The sequence below is a fragment of the Halomicrobium sp. HM KBTZ05 genome (assembly GCF_041530035.1).
GTDB lineage: Archaea > Halobacteriota > Halobacteria > Halobacteriales > Haloarculaceae > Halomicrobium.
Map to the genome: position 1 here is coordinate 1,991,045 of NZ_CP168057.1, position 17,019 is coordinate 2,008,063.

At 65.8% G+C, this 17,019-nt stretch carries 16 protein-coding genes and 3 tRNA genes; 8 read left to right on the forward strand and 11 right to left on the reverse strand.

Annotated elements, in window-relative coordinates; genetic code table 11:
• Positions 1 to 102: 102 nt before the first annotated feature.
• Together ACAH01_RS10370 and ACAH01_RS10375 are read right to left on the reverse strand one after the other, a co-directional pair.
• On the reverse strand, positions 103 to 1,230 hold the full coding sequence (locus ACAH01_RS10370; protein ID WP_372479122.1) for an acyl-CoA dehydrogenase family protein: 1,128 nt from the start codon (positions 1,228 to 1,230) through the stop codon (positions 103 to 105).
• A gap of 45 nt (positions 1,231 to 1,275) precedes the next feature.
• On the reverse strand, positions 1,276 to 1,776 hold the full coding sequence (locus ACAH01_RS10375) for a multiprotein-bridging factor 1 family protein (protein ID WP_372479123.1): 501 nt from the start codon (positions 1,774 to 1,776) through the stop codon (positions 1,276 to 1,278).
• Positions 1,777 to 1,908: 132 nt separating this feature from the next.
• On the opposite strand from ACAH01_RS10375, the gene ACAH01_RS10380 reads away from it, so the two are divergent.
• Positions 1,909 to 1,993 (forward strand) — tRNA-Leu (locus tag ACAH01_RS10380).
• 574 nt (positions 1,994 to 2,567) lie between these two features.
• On the opposite strand, the gene ACAH01_RS10385 is transcribed toward ACAH01_RS10380, so the two are convergent.
• The 7 genes from ACAH01_RS10385 to epsC form a co-directional block, all read right to left on the reverse strand.
• A tRNA-OTHER gene (locus tag ACAH01_RS10385) sits at positions 2,568 to 2,667 on the reverse strand.
• Between the two features lie 28 nt (positions 2,668 to 2,695).
• A complete protein-coding gene (locus ACAH01_RS10390) occupies positions 2,696 to 4,006 on the reverse strand; it encodes a 5'-deoxyadenosine deaminase (RefSeq protein WP_372479124.1) in 1,311 nt (436 codons plus the stop codon).
• Between the two features lie 123 nt (positions 4,007 to 4,129).
• Positions 4,130 to 6,007, reverse strand: a complete 1,878-nt coding sequence (locus ACAH01_RS10395; RefSeq protein ID WP_153553208.1) for an FAD-binding protein — start codon at positions 6,005 to 6,007, stop codon at positions 4,130 to 4,132.
• 18 nt (positions 6,008 to 6,025) lie between these two features.
• Complete coding sequence (locus tag ACAH01_RS10400; protein WP_170094079.1) at positions 6,026 to 6,913, reverse strand: succinate dehydrogenase/fumarate reductase iron-sulfur subunit; 888 nt, start codon at positions 6,911 to 6,913, stop codon at positions 6,026 to 6,028.
• 7 nt (positions 6,914 to 6,920) lie between these two features.
• Positions 6,921 to 7,292: a succinate dehydrogenase hydrophobic membrane anchor subunit gene (locus ACAH01_RS10405; RefSeq protein WP_372479125.1), complete on the reverse strand. Its 372-nt coding sequence runs from the start codon at positions 7,290 to 7,292 to the stop codon at positions 6,921 to 6,923.
• Positions 7,292 to 7,687 (reverse strand): succinate dehydrogenase, cytochrome b556 subunit, encoded by a 396-nt coding sequence (sdhC, locus tag ACAH01_RS10410; protein ID WP_015763031.1) that lies wholly within the window; start codon positions 7,685 to 7,687, stop codon positions 7,292 to 7,294. The genes ACAH01_RS10405 and sdhC overlap by 1 nt, the downstream gene beginning before the upstream one ends.
• Positions 7,688 to 7,860: 173 nt before the next feature.
• The gene (gene epsC / locus ACAH01_RS10415; RefSeq protein ID WP_372479126.1) at positions 7,861 to 8,466 is read right to left on the reverse strand and encodes a serine O-acetyltransferase EpsC; all 606 of its coding nucleotides are present in this window, start codon (positions 8,464 to 8,466) and stop codon (positions 7,861 to 7,863) included.
• A gap of 233 nt (positions 8,467 to 8,699) precedes the next feature.
• On the opposite strand from epsC, the gene ACAH01_RS10420 reads away from it, so the two are divergent.
• Both ACAH01_RS10420 and ACAH01_RS10425 read left to right on the forward strand, forming a co-directional pair.
• Positions 8,700 to 9,164: a nucleoside deaminase gene (locus ACAH01_RS10420; protein ID WP_372479127.1), complete on the forward strand. Its 465-nt coding sequence runs from the start codon at positions 8,700 to 8,702 to the stop codon at positions 9,162 to 9,164.
• Between the two features lie 44 nt (positions 9,165 to 9,208).
• Complete coding sequence (locus tag ACAH01_RS10425) at positions 9,209 to 9,481, forward strand: hypothetical protein (protein ID WP_208627837.1); 273 nt, start codon at positions 9,209 to 9,211, stop codon at positions 9,479 to 9,481.
• 182 nt (positions 9,482 to 9,663) lie between these two features.
• On the opposite strand, the gene ACAH01_RS10430 is transcribed toward ACAH01_RS10425, so the two are convergent.
• Positions 9,664 to 10,272: a DNA-3-methyladenine glycosylase gene (locus tag ACAH01_RS10430; protein WP_372479128.1), complete on the reverse strand. Its 609-nt coding sequence runs from the start codon at positions 10,270 to 10,272 to the stop codon at positions 9,664 to 9,666.
• A gap of 98 nt (positions 10,273 to 10,370) precedes the next feature.
• Between ACAH01_RS10430 and ACAH01_RS10435 the strand changes: the two genes are divergently transcribed.
• A complete protein-coding gene (locus ACAH01_RS10435) occupies positions 10,371 to 10,760 on the forward strand; it encodes a hypothetical protein (RefSeq protein WP_372480805.1) in 390 nt (129 codons plus the stop codon).
• Here the strand turns inward: ACAH01_RS10435 and ACAH01_RS10440 are convergent.
• Entirely contained in the window at positions 10,757 to 11,914 is a 1,158-nt protein-coding gene (locus ACAH01_RS10440; RefSeq protein ID WP_170094071.1) for an acyl-CoA dehydrogenase family protein, read from the reverse strand. The two genes, ACAH01_RS10435 and ACAH01_RS10440, sit on opposite strands and share 4 nt — an antisense overlap.
• 113 nt (positions 11,915 to 12,027) lie before the next feature.
• Between ACAH01_RS10440 and ACAH01_RS10445 the strand changes: the two genes are divergently transcribed.
• From ACAH01_RS10445 to glmU, 4 genes are all read left to right on the forward strand, one after another.
• The gene (locus ACAH01_RS10445; protein WP_170094070.1) at positions 12,028 to 13,992 is read left to right on the forward strand and encodes a 3-hydroxyacyl-CoA dehydrogenase/enoyl-CoA hydratase family protein; all 1,965 of its coding nucleotides are present in this window, start codon (positions 12,028 to 12,030) and stop codon (positions 13,990 to 13,992) included.
• A gap of 180 nt (positions 13,993 to 14,172) precedes the next feature.
• Entirely contained in the window at positions 14,173 to 15,285 is a 1,113-nt protein-coding gene (locus tag ACAH01_RS10450) for a sensor histidine kinase (protein WP_372479129.1), read from the forward strand.
• 66 nt (positions 15,286 to 15,351) lie between these two features.
• Positions 15,352 to 15,426: transfer RNA gene (locus ACAH01_RS10455), tRNA-Glu, on the forward strand.
• A gap of 340 nt (positions 15,427 to 15,766) precedes the next feature.
• Positions 15,767 to 16,948, forward strand: coding sequence for a bifunctional sugar-1-phosphate nucleotidylyltransferase/acetyltransferase (gene glmU, locus ACAH01_RS10460; protein WP_372479130.1), 1,182 nt, complete (start codon positions 15,767 to 15,769; stop codon positions 16,946 to 16,948).
• Positions 16,949 to 17,019: the final 71 nt, after the last annotated feature.

Genomic DNA, 17,019 nt, shown 5'->3' on the forward strand with positions numbered 1-17,019 from the left:
CCCCGACAGAGAAGAGCGTTCGGTCGCTTCGCCGTCCCTAGCGGAGCGGAGAGACCGGCTGGTGGCACTGCCGACGCGCTCGGAGCGCCGTCGTGTCGGAAATCAGGAGAGGAGCGAGCGAGCGATGACGTTCTTCTGGATCTGACTCGTCCCCTCGTAGATCGTCGTCACCTTTGCGTCTCGGTAGAATCGCTCGACATCGAACTCTGTCGTGTAGCCGTAGCCGCCGTGGAGCTGGACGGCCTGCTGGGTCACGTCGACGGCCCCCTCGGTGGCGAAGTACTTCGCGACGCTGGCGCTCGCACGGGTGTCCTCGTCGCGGTCCATGGCTCGTGCCGCCGCGTGCGTCAACTCGCGGCCAGCCCGGACGGTCGTCTCCATCTCCGCGATCGTGTGCCGGACGCTCTGGATGTCGCCGATCGGGCCGTCGAACTGCTCGCGTTCCGTGACGTAGTCGACGGTCTCGTCGAGGGCTGCCTGCGAGAGGCCGACCGCCTGCGCGGCGATCCCGACCCGTCCGCCGGTCAGGATCGACAGGGCCGCAGCGAGCCCGCGGCCCTCCTCGGTGAGCCGGTACCGGTCCGGGACGCGGACGCCATCGAGGGTCAGCGTCGTCGTGTCGCTGGCTCGCAGCCCCAGCTTCTCCTCTTTCGAGCCGACGGTCAGTCCGTCGCTGTCTTTCGGGACGAGAAACTGGGTGACCGAGTCCGGATCGTCCGGGTCGGTCTTCGCGAAGACGATTACGACTCCGGAGCGCTGTCCGTTCGTGATCCAGGCCTTCTCGCCGTCGATCACGTACTCGTCGCCCTCGCGGCGCGCGACGGTCTGCATCTGGCGAGGGTTCGACCCCGCCTCGGGCTCGGAGAGGGCGAAGGCCCCGACCGGACGGCCCGCGACCATATCGGGGAGCCACGCCTCCCGGAGCTGCTCGTCACCGAACGTCGCGACACAGGAGGTCGCGAGACAGTGGACCGACAGCGCGGTCGCCACCGCCAGCGAGCCGTGGGCGACGGCCTCGTTGACGACCGCGTACGTCTGGCGGTCCACGTCGAGGCCACCGTAGGCTTCGGGCACTGTCAGGCCAGTCACGTCGATCTCGGCTAGCGTGTCCCAAGCGTCCTCGGGGAACGTCTGCTCGCGGTCACACTCGCGTGCGACCGGCCTGATCTCTTCGTCGGCGACTTCGCGGACGGTGTCACGGATCGCACGCTGTTCGGACGAGAGCTCCATACGCTACGTACAGCCCCATTGCCAATAGGTGCCACGGCGTACCCGTCACTCGGTCAGCTCGACGTCGAGAAAGTCTTCGAGCTTGGCGACGACCGACCCGCCGACGCCGGCCTGCGTCGCACGGCCCTGTTCGACGGCGAGAACGTCGGATTCGTCGACATCCAGCTCCTCGGCCAGCTCCTGGGTCTGGAGGCCCGCGTCCTGGCGTGCCTCGGTCACCACGGAGCCGTAGTCGGAGACGAGATACGGGAGCTGGTCGTCCTCGTAGTTCGCGCCGTCCTCCCAGTGGGAGGCGTCGGGCTGCTGTGCGTCGGCCATCTTGGCCGCGTTCTGGGCCGCACGGCGCTTTCGATCGGTGTCTCGGTCACCACGAGAACCGTCGGACGATTCGGTTTTCGAGGTCTCACCGTGCTGAGAGCAGTCCGCACACACCTGCAGCGTCGCCCCCGCCACGTTCGCCGTTTCGAGGTCGGCGTCGGACGCGCCACAGAGTTCACAGCTCTCGCCGGCGCTGCCACTGCCACTGCCGGTCGAGTATTTTGCCATGCGGGCCGTAGCGGACCGAACGTATTTGAAATGCCCGCTTTGTCGCGAGTGTGAGAGGTTCGCGCGGAGAGTCGCAAACGAAAGCGCTTTTACCCAACCACGGAATAGGACTGAATGCGCACGACGCAACGAGCGTGGGTAGCCAAGCCAGGCCAACGGCGCAGCGTTGAGGGCGCTGTCCCGTAGGGGTCCGCCGGTTCGAATCCGGTCCCACGCATTTTTGCCACGAACAAGCCCGTGAGTGGCAAGATCGCCCCGAGGATTCGAACCCGGGAAGTCGCAGCGGCCGAGTGAATCGAGGCCGACCGTCTTCCGCAGGTTCGAATCCGGTCCCACGCATTTTTGCCACGAACAAGCTCGTGAGTGGCAAGATCGTCCCGAGGATTCGAGCCCCAGAAGACGAGCGTGAGCGAGTCTTCTTCCGGTTCGAATCCGGTCCCACGCAGTTTCCGACTCGACTACTTCGGGAGAGTCGTCGCGGAGTCGGTACCGGCCGTCGGCACTGGGCAGAACACTCGAACGGTACTGTCAGAGTGGAGAGAACGGCGGCCGTCCACCCCAATTATATCCATTGATAATTGGCCGACGCATTTATCACCATCCACCGACAATGCGTAAGTACGGCACCATCCCGGTGCCAGCACCCACCACCACCCACCACCCCTTTCCTACGCTTTTCACGATCGATAGCCGAAGCGCTCGTACGAGACACTGTCCTGTCGGTCGCCAGTCTCCCGTCGGCATGAAGCCGCGCGTACACCGTCGGCTCCTCACTGTCGTTCGGAGCACGATGGAAGGGGCGGGATTCGAACCACGCGAAGCCCTGAAGGGGACGACCGTCGACCGGTGCTGGAGTCGGTCCACGGCGCTCTACCACTGAGCCACCCTTCCGCGGCCTGTCGTTGGGACGAAACGGGCATTAATCCTTGGACGAAAGCTCAGCGTAGATCGTGTCTGCGTGCCGTCGAGCATCCGCGCGGACGGCGTCGCCGTCCACGCGTGCGAACGAGCCGTCGTCGTAGACGATCTCGCCGTCGACCATCGTGAACCGAACGTCGTCGCCGTGGGCGGCGAAGACGAGGTGCGAGAGCGGGTCGTGAACCGGCGTCGAGCGGGCGGTGTCCGTCGCGAGGCCGATCACGTCGGCGGGCCGCCCCGGCGTGAGAGCGCCCACGTCGAAGCCAGTTGCCTGCCCCCCGTGTTCGGTCGCCATCCGGAAGACGGTCGCGGCCGGCAGCGCCGTCGCGTCGAGTCCGTCGACCTTCGCCAGCAGAGCCGCCTGGCGCATCTCGGTGAACGGGTCGAGCGTGTTGTTGCAGGGAGGGCCGTCGTTGCCCAGCGCGACGGTGATCCCCCGCTGCAAGTAGCCCTCGACGGGTGCGATCCCGCTGGCGAGTTTCATGTTCGAGCTGGGACAGTGGACGACGGTGGTGTCGGTCTCGGCGAGGATCGCCCGCTCGGTCTCGTCCGTCCAGACGCAGTGGGCCAGCGTCACGTCTGGCCCCGTCAGACCGACCTCGTCGAGCCACTCGACGTTGCGCATGCCCGTCCGGTCTTCGACCGTCTGGATCTCGTCGCGGTTCTCACTGGCGTGCGTGTGGATGCGCACGTCGTCGTAGGCGTCGGCGAGCTCGCGGGCACCCCTGAGACAGCGCTCGGTACAGGAGACGGCAAAGCGCGGCGTGACGGCGTAGCGAATCCGGTCATCGAAGGCCCCGTGATACCGTTCGATGAGGCGCTCGGACTCGGCCAGTGCCGCGTCGGTGTTCTCCTGGAGTGCCCCGGCGTCGTGGTCCATCAACACCTTGCCGAGCAGGCCACGGATCCCGATCTCGCCGGCCGCCTCGAAGGCCTGGTCGGCGTGGGCGACCGAGAGGTGGTCGACGACGGTCGTGACGCCGCTGGCCAGACACTCCATGTAGCCAAGCGTCGCCGCGGTCCGCATCTGTTCGGCGTCCATGGCGGCCTCCATCGGGAGGACGTGGTCGAAGAGCCAGTCCAGCAGCGCTTCGTCGTCTGCGATCCCCCGTCCGAGGCTCTGTACCGAGTGAACGTGCGAGCCGACCAGCCCCGGCGCGACGATGTCGAACGACCGACTGTCGTGGTCCGGGTACTGCTGGACCAGGCGCTGGCGATCGCCGACGGCGACGATTTCGTCGCCGCTCGTGACGACCGCGCCGTCCTCGTAGACGGTGTCGCTGTCGGCGACGACGGTCCCGGTGAGTCGCATCACCACGAGGGAAGTGTGCCACTGCCTAAGCGGTTGGGGTCGAGAAAACGCGTCGACTCCACGGACGACCGGCGATCAGGTCGCGGGTCGCGTCGACAGCGGCGATCGCGGTCGACGCCGTGGTCAGTACGACCGCTCTTTGGGTTCGTACTCTTTCCACTGGCTCTCGAGCAGGACCGGCTTGTAGTACAACTCCGGCGTCCCGTCGTCCCAGGCCAGCATCGTGTGCTTGATCCACTCCTCGTCGCGTCGTTCCTGGTACTCCGCGCGCCAGTGAGCGCCGCGGAACTCTTCGCGGGCCAGCGCGCCGAGCGTGATCGCTTCGGCGACGTCCAGAATGTTGCGCGTCTCGATGGTGTGGATCAGGTCCGTGTTGTAGGTGCGCGACGGGTCGGCGACGGCGACGTCCTCGTAGCGCTCGCGTGCGCGACGGAGGTCACGCAGCGCGTCGTTGAGGCTCTCTTCTTCGCGGAAGACGTTGACGTTCTCGGTCATCGTCTCCTGAACGTTCGAGCGGACCTCGGCGTGGTTGATGCCGTCTGCTTCCAGCAGCGTCTCGATTCGCTCTCGCTCCTGCTGGACCGTGTGCTCCAGGGTCTCCTTGGGCTCGACCATCGCGCCGTCAGCCCGGAGGTCTGACGAGGATCGCGATCCGTCGGATCGCTCACCGCCGTCTGCGGCCACGTCCCCGTCTCCAGTCTGGATCGCACCCGGCTGGACTGGCGGCGACACGTCGCCGTCCTCGCTCTTGGCAGAGCGACCGGTCTCGATCTCGGCGGTCTTCATGTCCTTGCCGGCGGCGTGGTGTCCGGCGCGTGCGCCGAACACGAGCAGTTCCGGCAGCGCGTTGCCGCCGAGACGGTTGGCACCGTGCAGCGAGACACAGGCTGTCTCACCGGCGGCGTAGAGCCCGCTGATACAGGTCTCGCCGTTCTCGTCGGTCTCGATGCCACCCATGGCGTAGTGCTGGCCGGGCTTGACCGGCATCGGTTCGTCGAGGCCGTCGACGCCCTCGAAGTCCTCCGCGAGGTGGAGGATGTTCTCCAGGCGATCGAGGATGCGCTCCTCGCCGAGGTGGCGCATGTCGAGGTCGACGTACTCGTCCTCGATGCCACGACCCGCGTTGACCTCGGTGAGTTCGGCCCGCGAGACCACGTCACGAGAGGCGAGTTCCCCGTCGTTGTTCGCGTAGCCGTGTTCGAACATGAACCGCTCTTCGTCGTCGTTGTAGAGGATCCCGCCTTCGCCACGGACCCCCTCGGAGATGAGCACGCCCGTCGACGGCAGCGTCGTCGGGTGGAACTGGATCATCTCCATGTCTTCGAGCGGGACGCCCGCGCGGTAGGCCATCGCACAGCCGTCGCCGGTGTTGGCGACGGCGTTCGTTGTGTGATCGAAGGCCTGTCCGAGACCGCCGGTCGCGAGGATGACGCCGTCGCGGGCCCAGAAGCCCTCGACGTTGCCGGTCGCGATCTCGTAGGCGACGGCCCCGTGACAGTGGCGATCCTCCGGGTCGTCGTGGTCGGTGACGGCGAGGTTGGTGACGTACCACTCGTCGTACACCTCGATGCCTCGTTTGACGACCTGTTCGTACATCGTGTGCAGCAGGTGATGGCCCGTCTCCGCACCGGCGTAGGTCGTCCGCGGGAACGACATCCCGCCGAACGGACGCTGCGAGACGCGGCCGTCGTCCTCGCGGGAGAACGGCATCCCCCAGTGCTCGATCTGGACGACCTCTTCGGGGGCGTCCTGGGCGAAGGTGTCGATCGCGGGGGCGTCCCCGAGATAGTCCGACCCCTTCATCGTGTCGTAAGCGTGGAGTTCCCAGTCGTCGCCCTCCCGCAGTGCTGCGTTGATGCCACCCTCGGCCGCGCCCGTGTGGCTCCGGACGGGGTGGAGCTTCGTGACGAGTGCCACGTCGGCACCCTCTTCGTCGGCTGCGATCGCTGCTCGGAGGCCGGCACCGCCGGCACCGACCACGATCACGTCGTGTTCGTGCATTGTTAGTCTCCCTTAGGATTACCAGAACTTGAGGTTGTTCTTGACTGCTTCCCGTTTGAGCTCCTGGATGTGCTCGGTCAGTGGGATGTCCTTCGGGCACACCTCGGTACAGGAGAACTGCGTCTGGCACCGCCAGACGCCGTGTTCTTGCTCGATGATGCGGAGCCGTTCCTGCTTGCGCTGCTCGCCCTCGCGTTCGTCCATCGCGAAGCGGTAGGCCTTGTTGATCGCCGCCGGCCCGAGATACTCGTTGTCGCCGGCCGCGATGTTACACGAGGACATACACGCGCCACACCAGATACAGCGCGTGGACATTTTGATCTTCTCGCGGTTCTCGCGGTCCTGGCGCTGCTCTTCGAGCTCGTCGTCAGGCAGCTCGTCGGCGTCGAAGTACGGCTCGACGGCCTCCATCTGGTCGTAGAAGTGCTCCATGTCGACGACCAGGTCCTTGACGACCTCCTGGTGGGGCAGGGGCTCGATCCGGATCGTCCCGGCGTCGAGATCGGCGATCTGGGTCTTGCAGGCCAGCCGCTGGCGGCCGTTGATGAAGAGGGCGTCGGAACCACAGACGGCCTGCCGACACGAGTGTCGGAAGGTCAGCGACGAGTCGTAGTGGTCTCGCGAGTAGATGAGCGCGTCGAGGACGGTCATCCCCTTGTGGAAGGGGACGGTGAAGTCGTCGAACCGCGGCTCTTCTTTCCCCTCGACTTCGGGGTCGTAGCGGAAGACTTTGAGCGTGACCGTCTCCTCCGAGGAGTCGATCTCCTCGTCGACGCGCTGGTCCTCTCGGGACTGGGTCCGCTCGCGTTTCTCTGCCCGGCGGCGCTCTCCCGGTGATTCGACGGTCGGCTCGGCCGACTCGTCGGTCGTCTCCTCTGTCTCTGTCTCCTGTTCGATCGTGCTCATGATTAGATCAGGTTGCGGGTGCGGTTGCCATGGCGACTGCGACGCGGGTGCCCTGGGCGACCAGGAGCACGCCTGCAGCGATCAGCACCCACTTGACGGCCCGCTTGCGGGTGCCCGTGAGCCCCTGGTTGACCAGGGCGTTGTAGACGCCGTTGACGCCGTGGAAGGTCGCGGTGACCAGGAACAGCATCATCGTGACGAAGTACGGCTCGACGCTCATTCGCGCGCCAGTACCGGCCAGCGTCACTTCGGCCGCGTGGTTGACGAAGTGCAGCAGCATGAAGTGGAAGGCCAGCACGCCCACGAGGAACACGGCCGTGACCCGCTGTAACAGCCACCGCGATCCTTTGCGTTCGAAAGAGGAGTAGTGTTCGGCCATTAGACGAGTTTCCCCCCGAGGAACGTCGGGATGCTGGCGACGACGATCGCGCCCGTCAGCACCATCGACGCGTAGAAGCTCTTGTCCTGTGCTTCGAGTCCGATACCCAGATCGACGAACAGCAGTCGGAGCCCGTTGAGGATGTGGAAGACGGCGACGGCGAGCAGGCCAACCTCGAGGAAGCGAACGACGAGCAGGGCTTCGAGTCCCTGCAGGGTGCCGTTGTACAGTGCCTCCCCCTGGATCGCCGTGCTCAGCACGGCGATGTGGGTAAAGAGGTAGCCGACGAGTACCCAGCCGGTGAACTTGTGGAAGATCCACGCCCACATCCCGGCCGAGAAGTCCCGCCACCGTCCGAAGTCCTCGACGGTGCCGCGATTGTAAGACTGACTCATACACCCAGCACTTGGAGCGGGGACAAATAGAAGTTACTACAACGTACGCGCGCTCCCGGCAAACATGATCGGTAGTTCACGTTCTGCGTGACACGTCGCTCACGGGCGATCGTCGAGTCGGACGTGGTAACAGGAGAGTGCCGGAGTAGACGAGTGGCCCCCGAACGACACGCCTACGACTGGACTTCCCGCCAGCGGGGTTCGACGCCGGGGGCACAGTCCGGGTGGACTCCGTCGTCCGCGTCTGGGACGCCCGCCTCGTCTTCGGGAGCGTCGATCGGGCGGGCGGGGTTGCCGACGACGGTCGTGTCGGGGGGTACGTCGTCGACGACGACGGACCCGGCACCGACGGTCGCGTCCTCCCCGATCGTGATGTCGCCGATCAGCGTCGCGTCGGCACCGATCAGCGCGCGGTCCTCGATCGTCGGGTGGCGTTTGACCGGCTCGCTGGACTTCCCGCCCAGCGTCACGCCGTGGTACATCACGACCTCGTCGCCGATCTCGGCGGTCTCGCCGACGACGGTCCCCATACCGTGATCGATGAACAGCCGCTCGCCGACGGTCGCGCCGGGATGGATCTCGATGCCGGTGAGAAATCGACCGACGTACGCCAGCAGGGCGGCAGCGAGGTCGAGACCGCGGCGGTGACAGGCGTGTGCGAGGCGGTGCCACCAGACGGCGTGCAGTCCCGGATAGGTCAACAGCACCACGAGGGTGCTCGTTGCGGCCGGATCGTTGGCCTTGGCGAATCGGATGTCGTCTGCGATGCGGTCGAACATTGTTGGAGTGTCAGGCGTGGTGAGAGAGCGATGCGCGGTAACGAGAAGAGCGGGACGCTCACCGACAACGGCCGGCGAGAGCGTACGTTCGTGGGACGACCGATCGGTCGCGAGCGTGCCCGCGAAGCATACTCTACGTTCGCAGAGCCAGCCTCTTAAACCCCGTCGCTACTGCCCCGCGAGACCGTCAAGAGGACCCGACCTTTCTTTGTGGGGCACGCCAGAGTGGCGGTATGGCAGACCCCGATTTCGAGGACTTCGATCACGAGCGACACGTACAGTCGGCCATCGACCTCGCCCGTGGGGCCGCCGACCGCGGCGACCGACCGTTCGGTTCCGTCCTCGTCCGGGACGACGAGCAGATCGCGGCGGCGTCGAACCGCGTCGTCACGGAGGACGACCTGCGACGCCATCCGGAGCTCGACCTCGCGCTGGAAGCCAAACGGTCGTACACGCCGGAAGAACGCGCCCGGACAGTGATGTACACGAGCACGGAACCGTGCCCGATGTGTGCCGGCGGCCTCCGCTCGGTCGGACTGGGGCGGATCGTCTACAGCGTCGGCGGCGACGAGATCCACCGGTTCACCGGCGGCGAGCCGATGGTTCGCTCGGGAGCGATTCTCGACGGCGTCACCGACGTGACCGGCCCGGTATGTCACGAGGCGGGACTGGCCGTCCACGAGGCGTTCGACTGGTAGCGACGGACCACAGTGCTCAACCCCGTCGAACCCCTTCGACGGGTATGACCGAGCGTACGTACCGGTGCTCGAACTGCCGAGAGCACACCGTGACACGCGACTTCGACGTTTCTCACCTCTCCGTGACCTGCCCGAACTGCGAGGAGTTCTCGCGATTCGTCAACGGTCGCGTGATCGAACAGTTCGAGTCCCTGGAGTCGTCGCCCCCGGACCACCTCGACTGGGAGGCGCTCGACCGGACGGAGAAACTGTTGATCAGCGAGCGGATCGTCCGGCAGGGCCACTCGATCGAGGACTTCGAGATGGACGGGGAGTAAGTGCCGCGGCCGCCCCGCACACGGGTTTCTTTCGACAGGCTCTTGTCAGTCGTATTGTGATACTCGCACGGGAGATGGCGAGTGGCGGCGACGTGATTCGATCCTGATGCACCGGGTCCCGGACGACAGTTCGGCCCTCCTGGCCGCCGCCTTTCGGCCACCGACGGTGGGACACGCGCCGGTCACAGCGATTCGACCTCGTCGACACTCTCTTCGACGTCTTCTTCGACGCGCCAGAGGTAGAGGCTGGCGTAACTCCGATAGGGAGCCCACCGCTCGGCGTACGCGGACATCTCGGCGCGAGTCAGCTCCGGATCGACGAGCGACGCCATGCCCTTCCGGACGCCGAGGTCGCCGACGGGGAACACGTCCTCGCGGCCCAGCGAGAAGATGAGTTGCATGTTCGCCGTCCACTCGCCGACGCCGGTGATAGACGTGAGTTCGTCGACGACCGCATCGTCGTCCACGTCCTCGAAGTACGTCCGTGAGAGTCCGCGTTCCTCGAAGGCTCTCGCGACGTTGTTGACGTAACGCGTCTTCTGTCGAGAGAGGCCGGCGTCACGCAGTGTCTCGTCGTCGGCCGCCAGAACGCCAGACGGCGTCACCGCGACGGCGTCGAACAGTCGCTCGCGGGTGGCAGCCGCCGACGCCATCGACACCTGTTGGCGGACGATCGAGGTCAGGATTCGCGCGAAGAAGTCCTCGGCCGGTGAGATCGTCAGTTCGCCGTGGGTCTCGACGAGCGGTCCCAGGTCGGGATCCTCGCGGAGTCGGTCGTGTGGATCGCTCACGGAGGGACGATGGGACGAGAGCGTCGAGAACGTTGCGGTCGAGCGTCGGAGCGAGGACGGGGGCGAATATCTCTGGTGATAATCACGGGAACGTAGTTATGTTCTGCGGGGACAGAACGGTGAGCGTGACGACAGACGACTGGAGCCTATATGTAGAGGAGAACGCGCTGATCGCCGAGTTCGGTGCGGACATCGAGACGAAAGAGGAAGTCTTCGCGGCCGTCAACGAGCGGTTCGAAGAGCTGGCGACCGACCCCGCCATCGACACGCACGTCTCGGTCCTGAAAATGGAGTCGGCCCTCAACGGGGAGGTCTTCGAGAAGGCACAGGAGGCCGCAGAGGCCGGCACCGAGTACGGAATCACGAACTGGATTATCGTATCAGACGACATCAAGAAGATGGCACTCAAGAGCAAGATCGGGGAGATCCCCGGCGTCGACATCGAGACGGTCGACAGCCTCGACGAAGCGTTGCGCGTCGCGGCTTAGGTCATCCCTTTGCCGAGCAGCTCGCGCGCGATGATGTTCTTCTGGATCTCCGAGGTCCCCTCGTAGATCTGGGTGATCTTGGCGTCGCGGTAGAACCGCTCGACGTCGAAGTCGTTGACGTAGCCGGCCCCACCGTGGATCTGGACGGCCTCGTCGGCGACTTCGACGGCGACCCGTGAGGCGAACTCTTTGGCCATCGAGGCCAGCATCGTCAGCTGGTCGCCCTCGTTGTCGACGCTCCAGGCGGACTTGTAGGTGAGCATCCGGGCGGCCTCGACCTGCGTGTGCATCTCGGAGAGCTTGTGCTGGATCGCCTGGAACTCGCTGATTGGTTTGGAGAACTGCTCGCGGTCCTCGGCGTAATCGAGCGCGCGCTCGGCGGCTCCCTTCGCGATCCCGACGGCCTGTGCGGCGACGCCCGTCCGGGTCTCGTCGAAGAACTGCATGAGCTGGAGGAAGCCCGCGCCGCGGGTCCCGACGAGATTCTCTTCGGGGACGCGCACGTCGTCGAGGATCAGCTCGGCGGTGTCGGACGCGCGGATGCCGAGTTTGCCGGTGATCTTGTCGGCTTCGAACCCGTCGCGATCGGCCTCGACGACGATCTGGGAGAAGCCGTTGTACCGACCCTCCGCCTCCGGGTCCGTTTTACAGAGTACGACGAAGTAGTCCCCGATCGAACCGTTGGTAATCCACATCTTGTTGCCGTTGATCACCCACTCGTCGCCGTCTTTCTCTGCCCGCGTCGACACCGACGACACGTCCGAGCCCACGTCGGGCTCGGAGATCGCCGCCCCCATGATGGCGTCGCCGGTCGCGACCGGTTCGAGGAACTCCGCTTTCTGTTCCTCGGTGCCAAAGCCGACGAGTGCGTCCGCCCCGAAGGCGGTCGACTGGATGCAGAGTCCGATGCCGGGATCGGCCGCGAACAGCTCTTCGGCGATGATCGCGTTGGTCAGCGTGTCGTAGCCGACGCCGCCGTACTCGATGGGAATGTTCGCGCCCGTGAGTCCGATCTCGGCCGCCTGCTCGACGATCTCACGAGGAAACTTCTCCTCGGTGTCGTACTCGGTCGCGTTGGGTTTGATCTCGTTTTCGGCGAACCGTCGCACCTCGTCTCGGACCTGCCGTTGCTCGTCTGTGAGGTCGAAGTCCATATTACCAGTGTTAACTGGTATCACAGATAATGATTTCGTACAGAAATAAACGGCAACGTGGTTGTTGTGCGAGAGAAACGTTGAAACCCTGGGCGAGAGTGGATACGCCTGTCATGGATTTTGAGGACATTGAGACTGTGGCGGTGCTTGGCGCAGGGAACATGGGTCACGGAATCGCCGAGGTCGCCGCCATCGCGGGCTACGACGTGCAGATGCGCGACATCAAAGAGGAGTTCGTCCAGGACGGCTACGACAACATCGAGTGGTCCCTCGACAAACTCGCGGAAAAAGAACAGCTCAGCCAGGACGAAGCCGACGCGGCGCTGGAACGCGTGACACCGCTGGTCGACATGGAGGCGGCCGTCGGCGACGCCGACGTGATCGTCGAGGCCGTCCCGGAGAAAATGGAGATCAAGAAAGACGTCTACGGCGACGTGGAAGCCCACGCTCCCGAGGACGCGATCTTCGCGACGAACACGTCGAGCCTCTCGATCACGGAGCTGTCCGAAGTCACGGAGCGTCCAGAGCAGTTCTGCGGGATGCACTTTTTCAACCCCCCGGTCCGGATGCCCCTCGTCGAAGTCATCTCGGGGGAACACACCGACGACGAGACGCTCGACGCGATCGAAGCACTCGCCGACGCCTTCGACAAGACGCCCGTCCGAGTGCGGAAGGACTCGCCCGGATTCATCGTCAACCGCATCCTCGTCCCGCTGATGAACGAGGCCTGCTGGCTCGTCCACGACGACGTGGCGACGATCGCCGAGGTCGACTCGACGACGAAGTTCGACATGGGCCTGCCGATGGGTTCGTTCGAGCTCTCCGACCAGGTCGGCAACGACGTCGGCCTCCACGTCCTCGAATACATGCACGAGGTGCTCGGTGAGCAGTACGCACCGTGTCCGCTCCTCGAAGAGACGGTCGAAGACGAGCGGCTGGGCAAGAAGTCAGGCGAAGGGTTCTACGACTACGAAAACGGCGGCGTCGACATCCCGACGGACGCCGGCCGCGAAGACGTCGAGCATCGTCTGCTCGCCGTGATGGCCAACGAGGTCGGGAAGCTGGTCGAGAACGACGTCGCGCCCGTCAGCGACATCGACGAGGCCGTGATGCTCGGCGGCGGCTTCCCGGACGGGCCGGCGAAGCTCGCAGACGAGACGGGCCTGGAGGCGCTCGTCGACGCGCTCGAAACGGCCCACGAGGAGACCGGTGCAGCCCGCTACGAACTCTCGGCCGGCCTCGAAGCGGCCGCCGAGGAGGGTGGCTTCTACGACGACGACGAGGAAGCGTCGGCCGACTACGACTCGATCTCGCTTTCCTACCCCGCAGAGTACGTCGCCCAGATCGAACTCGATCGTCCACACCGCATGAACACGGTCAGTCCGGACATGATGGACGAGATCGCCGACGCCGTCGACCACCTCGAGGAGGACGACGAGGTGCGTGCGATCCTGCTGACCGGCGCGGGCGACCGGGCCTTCTCCGCGGGCGCGGACGTACAGTCGATGGCGAGCAACGCGACGCCGCTGGAGGCGATCGAGCTCTCCCGGAAGGGCCAGCAGACGTTCGGCAAGCTCGAATCCTGTCCGATGCCGGTCGTCGCCGGCATCGACGGCTACGCGCTGGGCGGCGGGATGGAACTGGCCACCTGTGCGGACATGCGCGTCGCCAGCGAGCGCTCCGAACTCGGCCAGCCCGAGCACGACCTCGGCCTGCTGCCGGGCTGGGGCGGCACCCAGCGCCTGAGCAACATCGTCGGCGAGGGCCGCGCCAAGGAGATCATCTTCACGGCCGAGCGCTACGACGCCGCGGAGATGGCCGACTACGGCTTCGTCAACGAGGTCGTCCCCAACGACGAGATCGACGAGCGGGCGCTCGAACTGGCCGCCGATCTGGCCGCCGGACCGCCCGTCGCCCAGGAGCTGACCAAGAAGGCGATGCTGGCCGGGCGCGACGACACCGACGCCGGACTGGAGGTCGAGGCCCAGGCCTTCGGCCACCTCATCGGCACCGACGACGTGATGGAGGGCATCACGGCGTTCATGGGCGACGGCGACCCGGACTTCCAGGGCAAGTAGGCCCGTCGACCGTCGTTCGCGATCGATCCCCTCCCTACCAGTCGAGCGTCGAGACTCCCTGAACGGGACCGATCGATTCGCCCTCCTGTGGTGGATGTGTCGTGCTACCACGGAAGGGGTTTTTGATGCTGGGCTCAGAAGAGGGAGTATCAGCGTCAGGTACGCGCTGTGGGTGCGAACATGACGGGGGAACACAGCAGACACGGCGACCGGGACGGTGCACAGAGCGAGCCTGCCAGCGACGGCCGGCGACGAGGTGTCGCGGACCAGCGATCGAGGACGGACGGACGGACCGACGGCGGCTTCGAGCCGGGATTTTTCAACGCCGTCGTGGAGCGCGTCGGCGTCGCTGTCGGCGTCTACGGGGCGGACGGACGATTCGCCTACGTGAACCAGGCGTACGCCGATCTGCTGGGCACCGATCGCGAGTCGCTACACGGGACGGGGTTGTGGGAGGTGAACCCGGCGATCGACAGAGCGCGATTCGAGGAGTACTGGGAGTCGTTCGAGGTCGGAGAGACGCGACAGCGCGAGGCGAGACACAGTCGCTTCGACGGCACCGAGGTCCCCGTCGAGACCCACACCACGGCCATCGAGGTCGACGGGACCCGCTACAACGTCGGGACCATCGCAGACATCAGCGAACGCGTCGAGGGCTGGGAGAAGCTCCGGCGGCAGGACGAGCGACTCGAACAGTTCGCCAGCGTCGTCAGCCACGACCTCCGCAATCCGCTGAACGTCGCCATGGGACGGCTCCAGCTGGCCCGCGAGACGGCCGATACGGCCCACCTCGACCACATCGAGCAGTCACTCGAACGGATCGAGGCGCTCATCGAGGACGTGTTGACGCTGGCTCGGGACGGCAATCGGATCACGGAACCCGAACCCGTCGACGTGGAACGGATCGTCCACCGAGCCTGGACGACCGCCGGACCGGAGGACGGCTCGCTCTCGGCCAGCGACGACCTCGGGACGGTGCTCTCCGACGAGAACCGACTGCTGGAGGTGTTCGAGAACCTCTTCGAGAACGTCGCCAGTCACACGGGTCCCGGCGTGACTGTCACCGTCGACCGGACCGAAGACGGGCTCTTCGTCGCCGACGACGGCCCCGGAATCGAGCCCAGCGAGCGCGACGACGTACTGGAGTACGGGTACACGACGACCGACCACGGCACCGGCTACGGCCTCACGATCGTCGAGCAGATCGTGACGGCCCACGGCTGGCAGCTCTCGCTGTCCGAGAGCGAGAGCGGGGGCCTCCGGGTCACCGTCTCCGGCGTCGAATTCGAGTGAGTGGTTCGCAAACTGCCTGCAGAAAGACGATTTTAAATACCACGAGCCTATCTCCCTATATGCGTCGCTCGCTTGGTGTAGTCCGGCCAATCATATTGGCCTTTCGAGCCAATGACCAGGGTTCAAATCCCTGAGCGAGCATTTCTCTCGCGAACAACGTCGTGAGCGAGAGCCATCTCATACTGCCGGCTGTAACTTCGTGAAGATCTTCGCCACCTCGGGGTGGCGAAATCGGTCACAGATTTACAGCCGGTAGTATCAACAGGATTTGAGCACGCGAGTCGCGCGCAGTGACACGAGCACGTCTCGCACCTGTTCAAATCCCTGAGCGAGCATTTCTCTCGCGAACAGTTTCGTGAGCGAGAGCCATCTCATACGACCGGCTGTACATCTGTGACCGATTTCGCCACCCCGGGGTGGCGGAGATATTCACGAAGGGACAGCCGGCAGTATCAAATGGATACCGTGAGTCTCGGCACGTATGCAAGTAGTCATCCTCGCGGCAGGTGAGGGGACGCGAATGCGACCGCTCACGGCGGACACGCCGAAACCGATGTTGCCGGTCGCAGACCGGCCCCTGGTGGCACACACCGCCGACGCGGCGGTCGAGGCGGGGGCGAGCGAGCTGATACTGGTCGTCGGCTACGAAGCCGACGCGGTCAGGTCGTACTTCGGCGAGGAGTATCGCGGCGTCCCGGTGGAGTTCGCGGTCCAGGCCGAGCAACGCGGCACCGCGGACGCCGTCAGGGCCGCCCGCGAGCACCTCGCCGGTCCCTTCGCCGTCCTCAACGGCGACAACCTCTACGATCAGTCGTCGATCGCCGCGCTGTTCGACGCCGGCCCGGCCATCGCGGCGTCTCGCGTCGACGATCCGACGGCCTACGGCGTCCTCTCGACCGACCGGAGCACCGTGACCGGGATCGTCGAGAAGCCCGACGACCCGCCGACGGAGCTCGCGAACGCCGGCGCGTACGTGTTCCCGGCCGACGCCCGCGAGTGGCTCGACGTCGAGGAAAGCGAGCGCGGCGAGTACGAGATCACCGACGTGGTCGCGCGGGCGATCGAGACCGGAGCCGTCTCCGCCGTCGAGGTCGACCGCTGGCTCGACGTGGGGCGACCCTGGGAGTTGCTGGCGGCAAACGAGTGGAAGCTGGGCGAACTCGATCGGCGGATCGACGGCGAAGTCCGCGGTGACGCGACGCTTCGCGGAACCGTCGTCGTCGAGGCCGGCGCGACCGTCGAGCCCGGCGTCGTCGTCGAGGGGCCGGCGCTGATCCGTTCCGGCGCGGAAGTCGGACCCAACGCCTACGTGCGCGGAGCGACGCTCCTTGCCGAGGACACCCACGTCGGCCACGGCGTCGAGATCAAAAACAGCGTGATCGGTGCGGGCTCGGCCGTCCCCCACGTCACCTACGTCGGCGACAGCGTCCTCGGCGAGGACGTGAACTTCGGAGCCGGCACGCAGGTGGCGAACCTCCGTCACGACGGGGAGCCGGTCAGACAGACCGTCAAGGGCGACCGCGTCTCGACCGGCCGACGAAAGTACGGCGTCGTCGCCGGAGACGGCGTCAAGACCGCGGTCAACACGAGCATCAATCCCGGCGTCACCCTGTCGAGCGGGGCCAGCACGACGCCGGGCGAGTCGGTCACGCGGGATCGGTAAGCCGGCAGTGTGACTGTCCGTCCGTGACGCCGAGGGCAGCGATTCCGGACGAGCAGTCAAGCGAGGGGCAC

Bases quoted from the DNA above. Each gene is read 5' to 3' on its own strand.
- epsC (WP_372479126.1), bottom strand. From the start codon at position 8,466: ATGTTCGACCGCATCGCAGACGACATCCGATTCGCCAAGGCCAACGAT.
- ACAH01_RS10440 (WP_170094071.1), bottom strand. From the start codon at position 11,914: ATGGACTTCGACCTCACAGACGAGCAACGGCAGGTCCGAGACGAGGTG.
- ACAH01_RS10405 (WP_372479125.1), bottom strand. From the start codon at position 7,292: ATGGCCGAACACTACTCCTCTTTCGAACGCAAAGGATCGCGGTGGCTG.
- ACAH01_RS10435 (WP_372480805.1), top strand. From the start codon at position 10,371: ATGTTCTGCGGGGACAGAACGGTGAGCGTGACGACAGACGACTGGAGC.
- ACAH01_RS10390 (WP_372479124.1), bottom strand. From the start codon at position 4,006: ATGCGACTCACCGGGACCGTCGTCGCCGACAGCGACACCGTCTACGAG.
- ACAH01_RS10370 (WP_372479122.1), bottom strand. From the start codon at position 1,230: ATGGAGCTCTCGTCCGAACAGCGTGCGATCCGTGACACCGTCCGCGAA.
- sdhC (WP_015763031.1), bottom strand. From the start codon at position 7,687: ATGAGTCAGTCTTACAATCGCGGCACCGTCGAGGACTTCGGACGGTGG.
- ACAH01_RS10450 (WP_372479129.1), top strand. From the start codon at position 14,173: ATGACGGGGGAACACAGCAGACACGGCGACCGGGACGGTGCACAGAGC.
- ACAH01_RS10445 (WP_170094070.1), top strand. From the start codon at position 12,028: ATGGATTTTGAGGACATTGAGACTGTGGCGGTGCTTGGCGCAGGGAAC.
- ACAH01_RS10420 (WP_372479127.1), top strand. From the start codon at position 8,700: ATGGCAGACCCCGATTTCGAGGACTTCGATCACGAGCGACACGTACAG.
- ACAH01_RS10400 (WP_170094079.1), bottom strand. From the start codon at position 6,913: ATGAGCACGATCGAACAGGAGACAGAGACAGAGGAGACGACCGACGAG.
- glmU (WP_372479130.1), top strand. From the start codon at position 15,767: ATGCAAGTAGTCATCCTCGCGGCAGGTGAGGGGACGCGAATGCGACCG.
- ACAH01_RS10375 (WP_372479123.1), bottom strand. From the start codon at position 1,776: ATGGCAAAATACTCGACCGGCAGTGGCAGTGGCAGCGCCGGCGAGAGC.
- ACAH01_RS10395 (WP_153553208.1), bottom strand. From the start codon at position 6,007: ATGCACGAACACGACGTGATCGTGGTCGGTGCCGGCGGTGCCGGCCTC.
- ACAH01_RS10425 (WP_208627837.1), top strand. From the start codon at position 9,209: ATGACCGAGCGTACGTACCGGTGCTCGAACTGCCGAGAGCACACCGTG.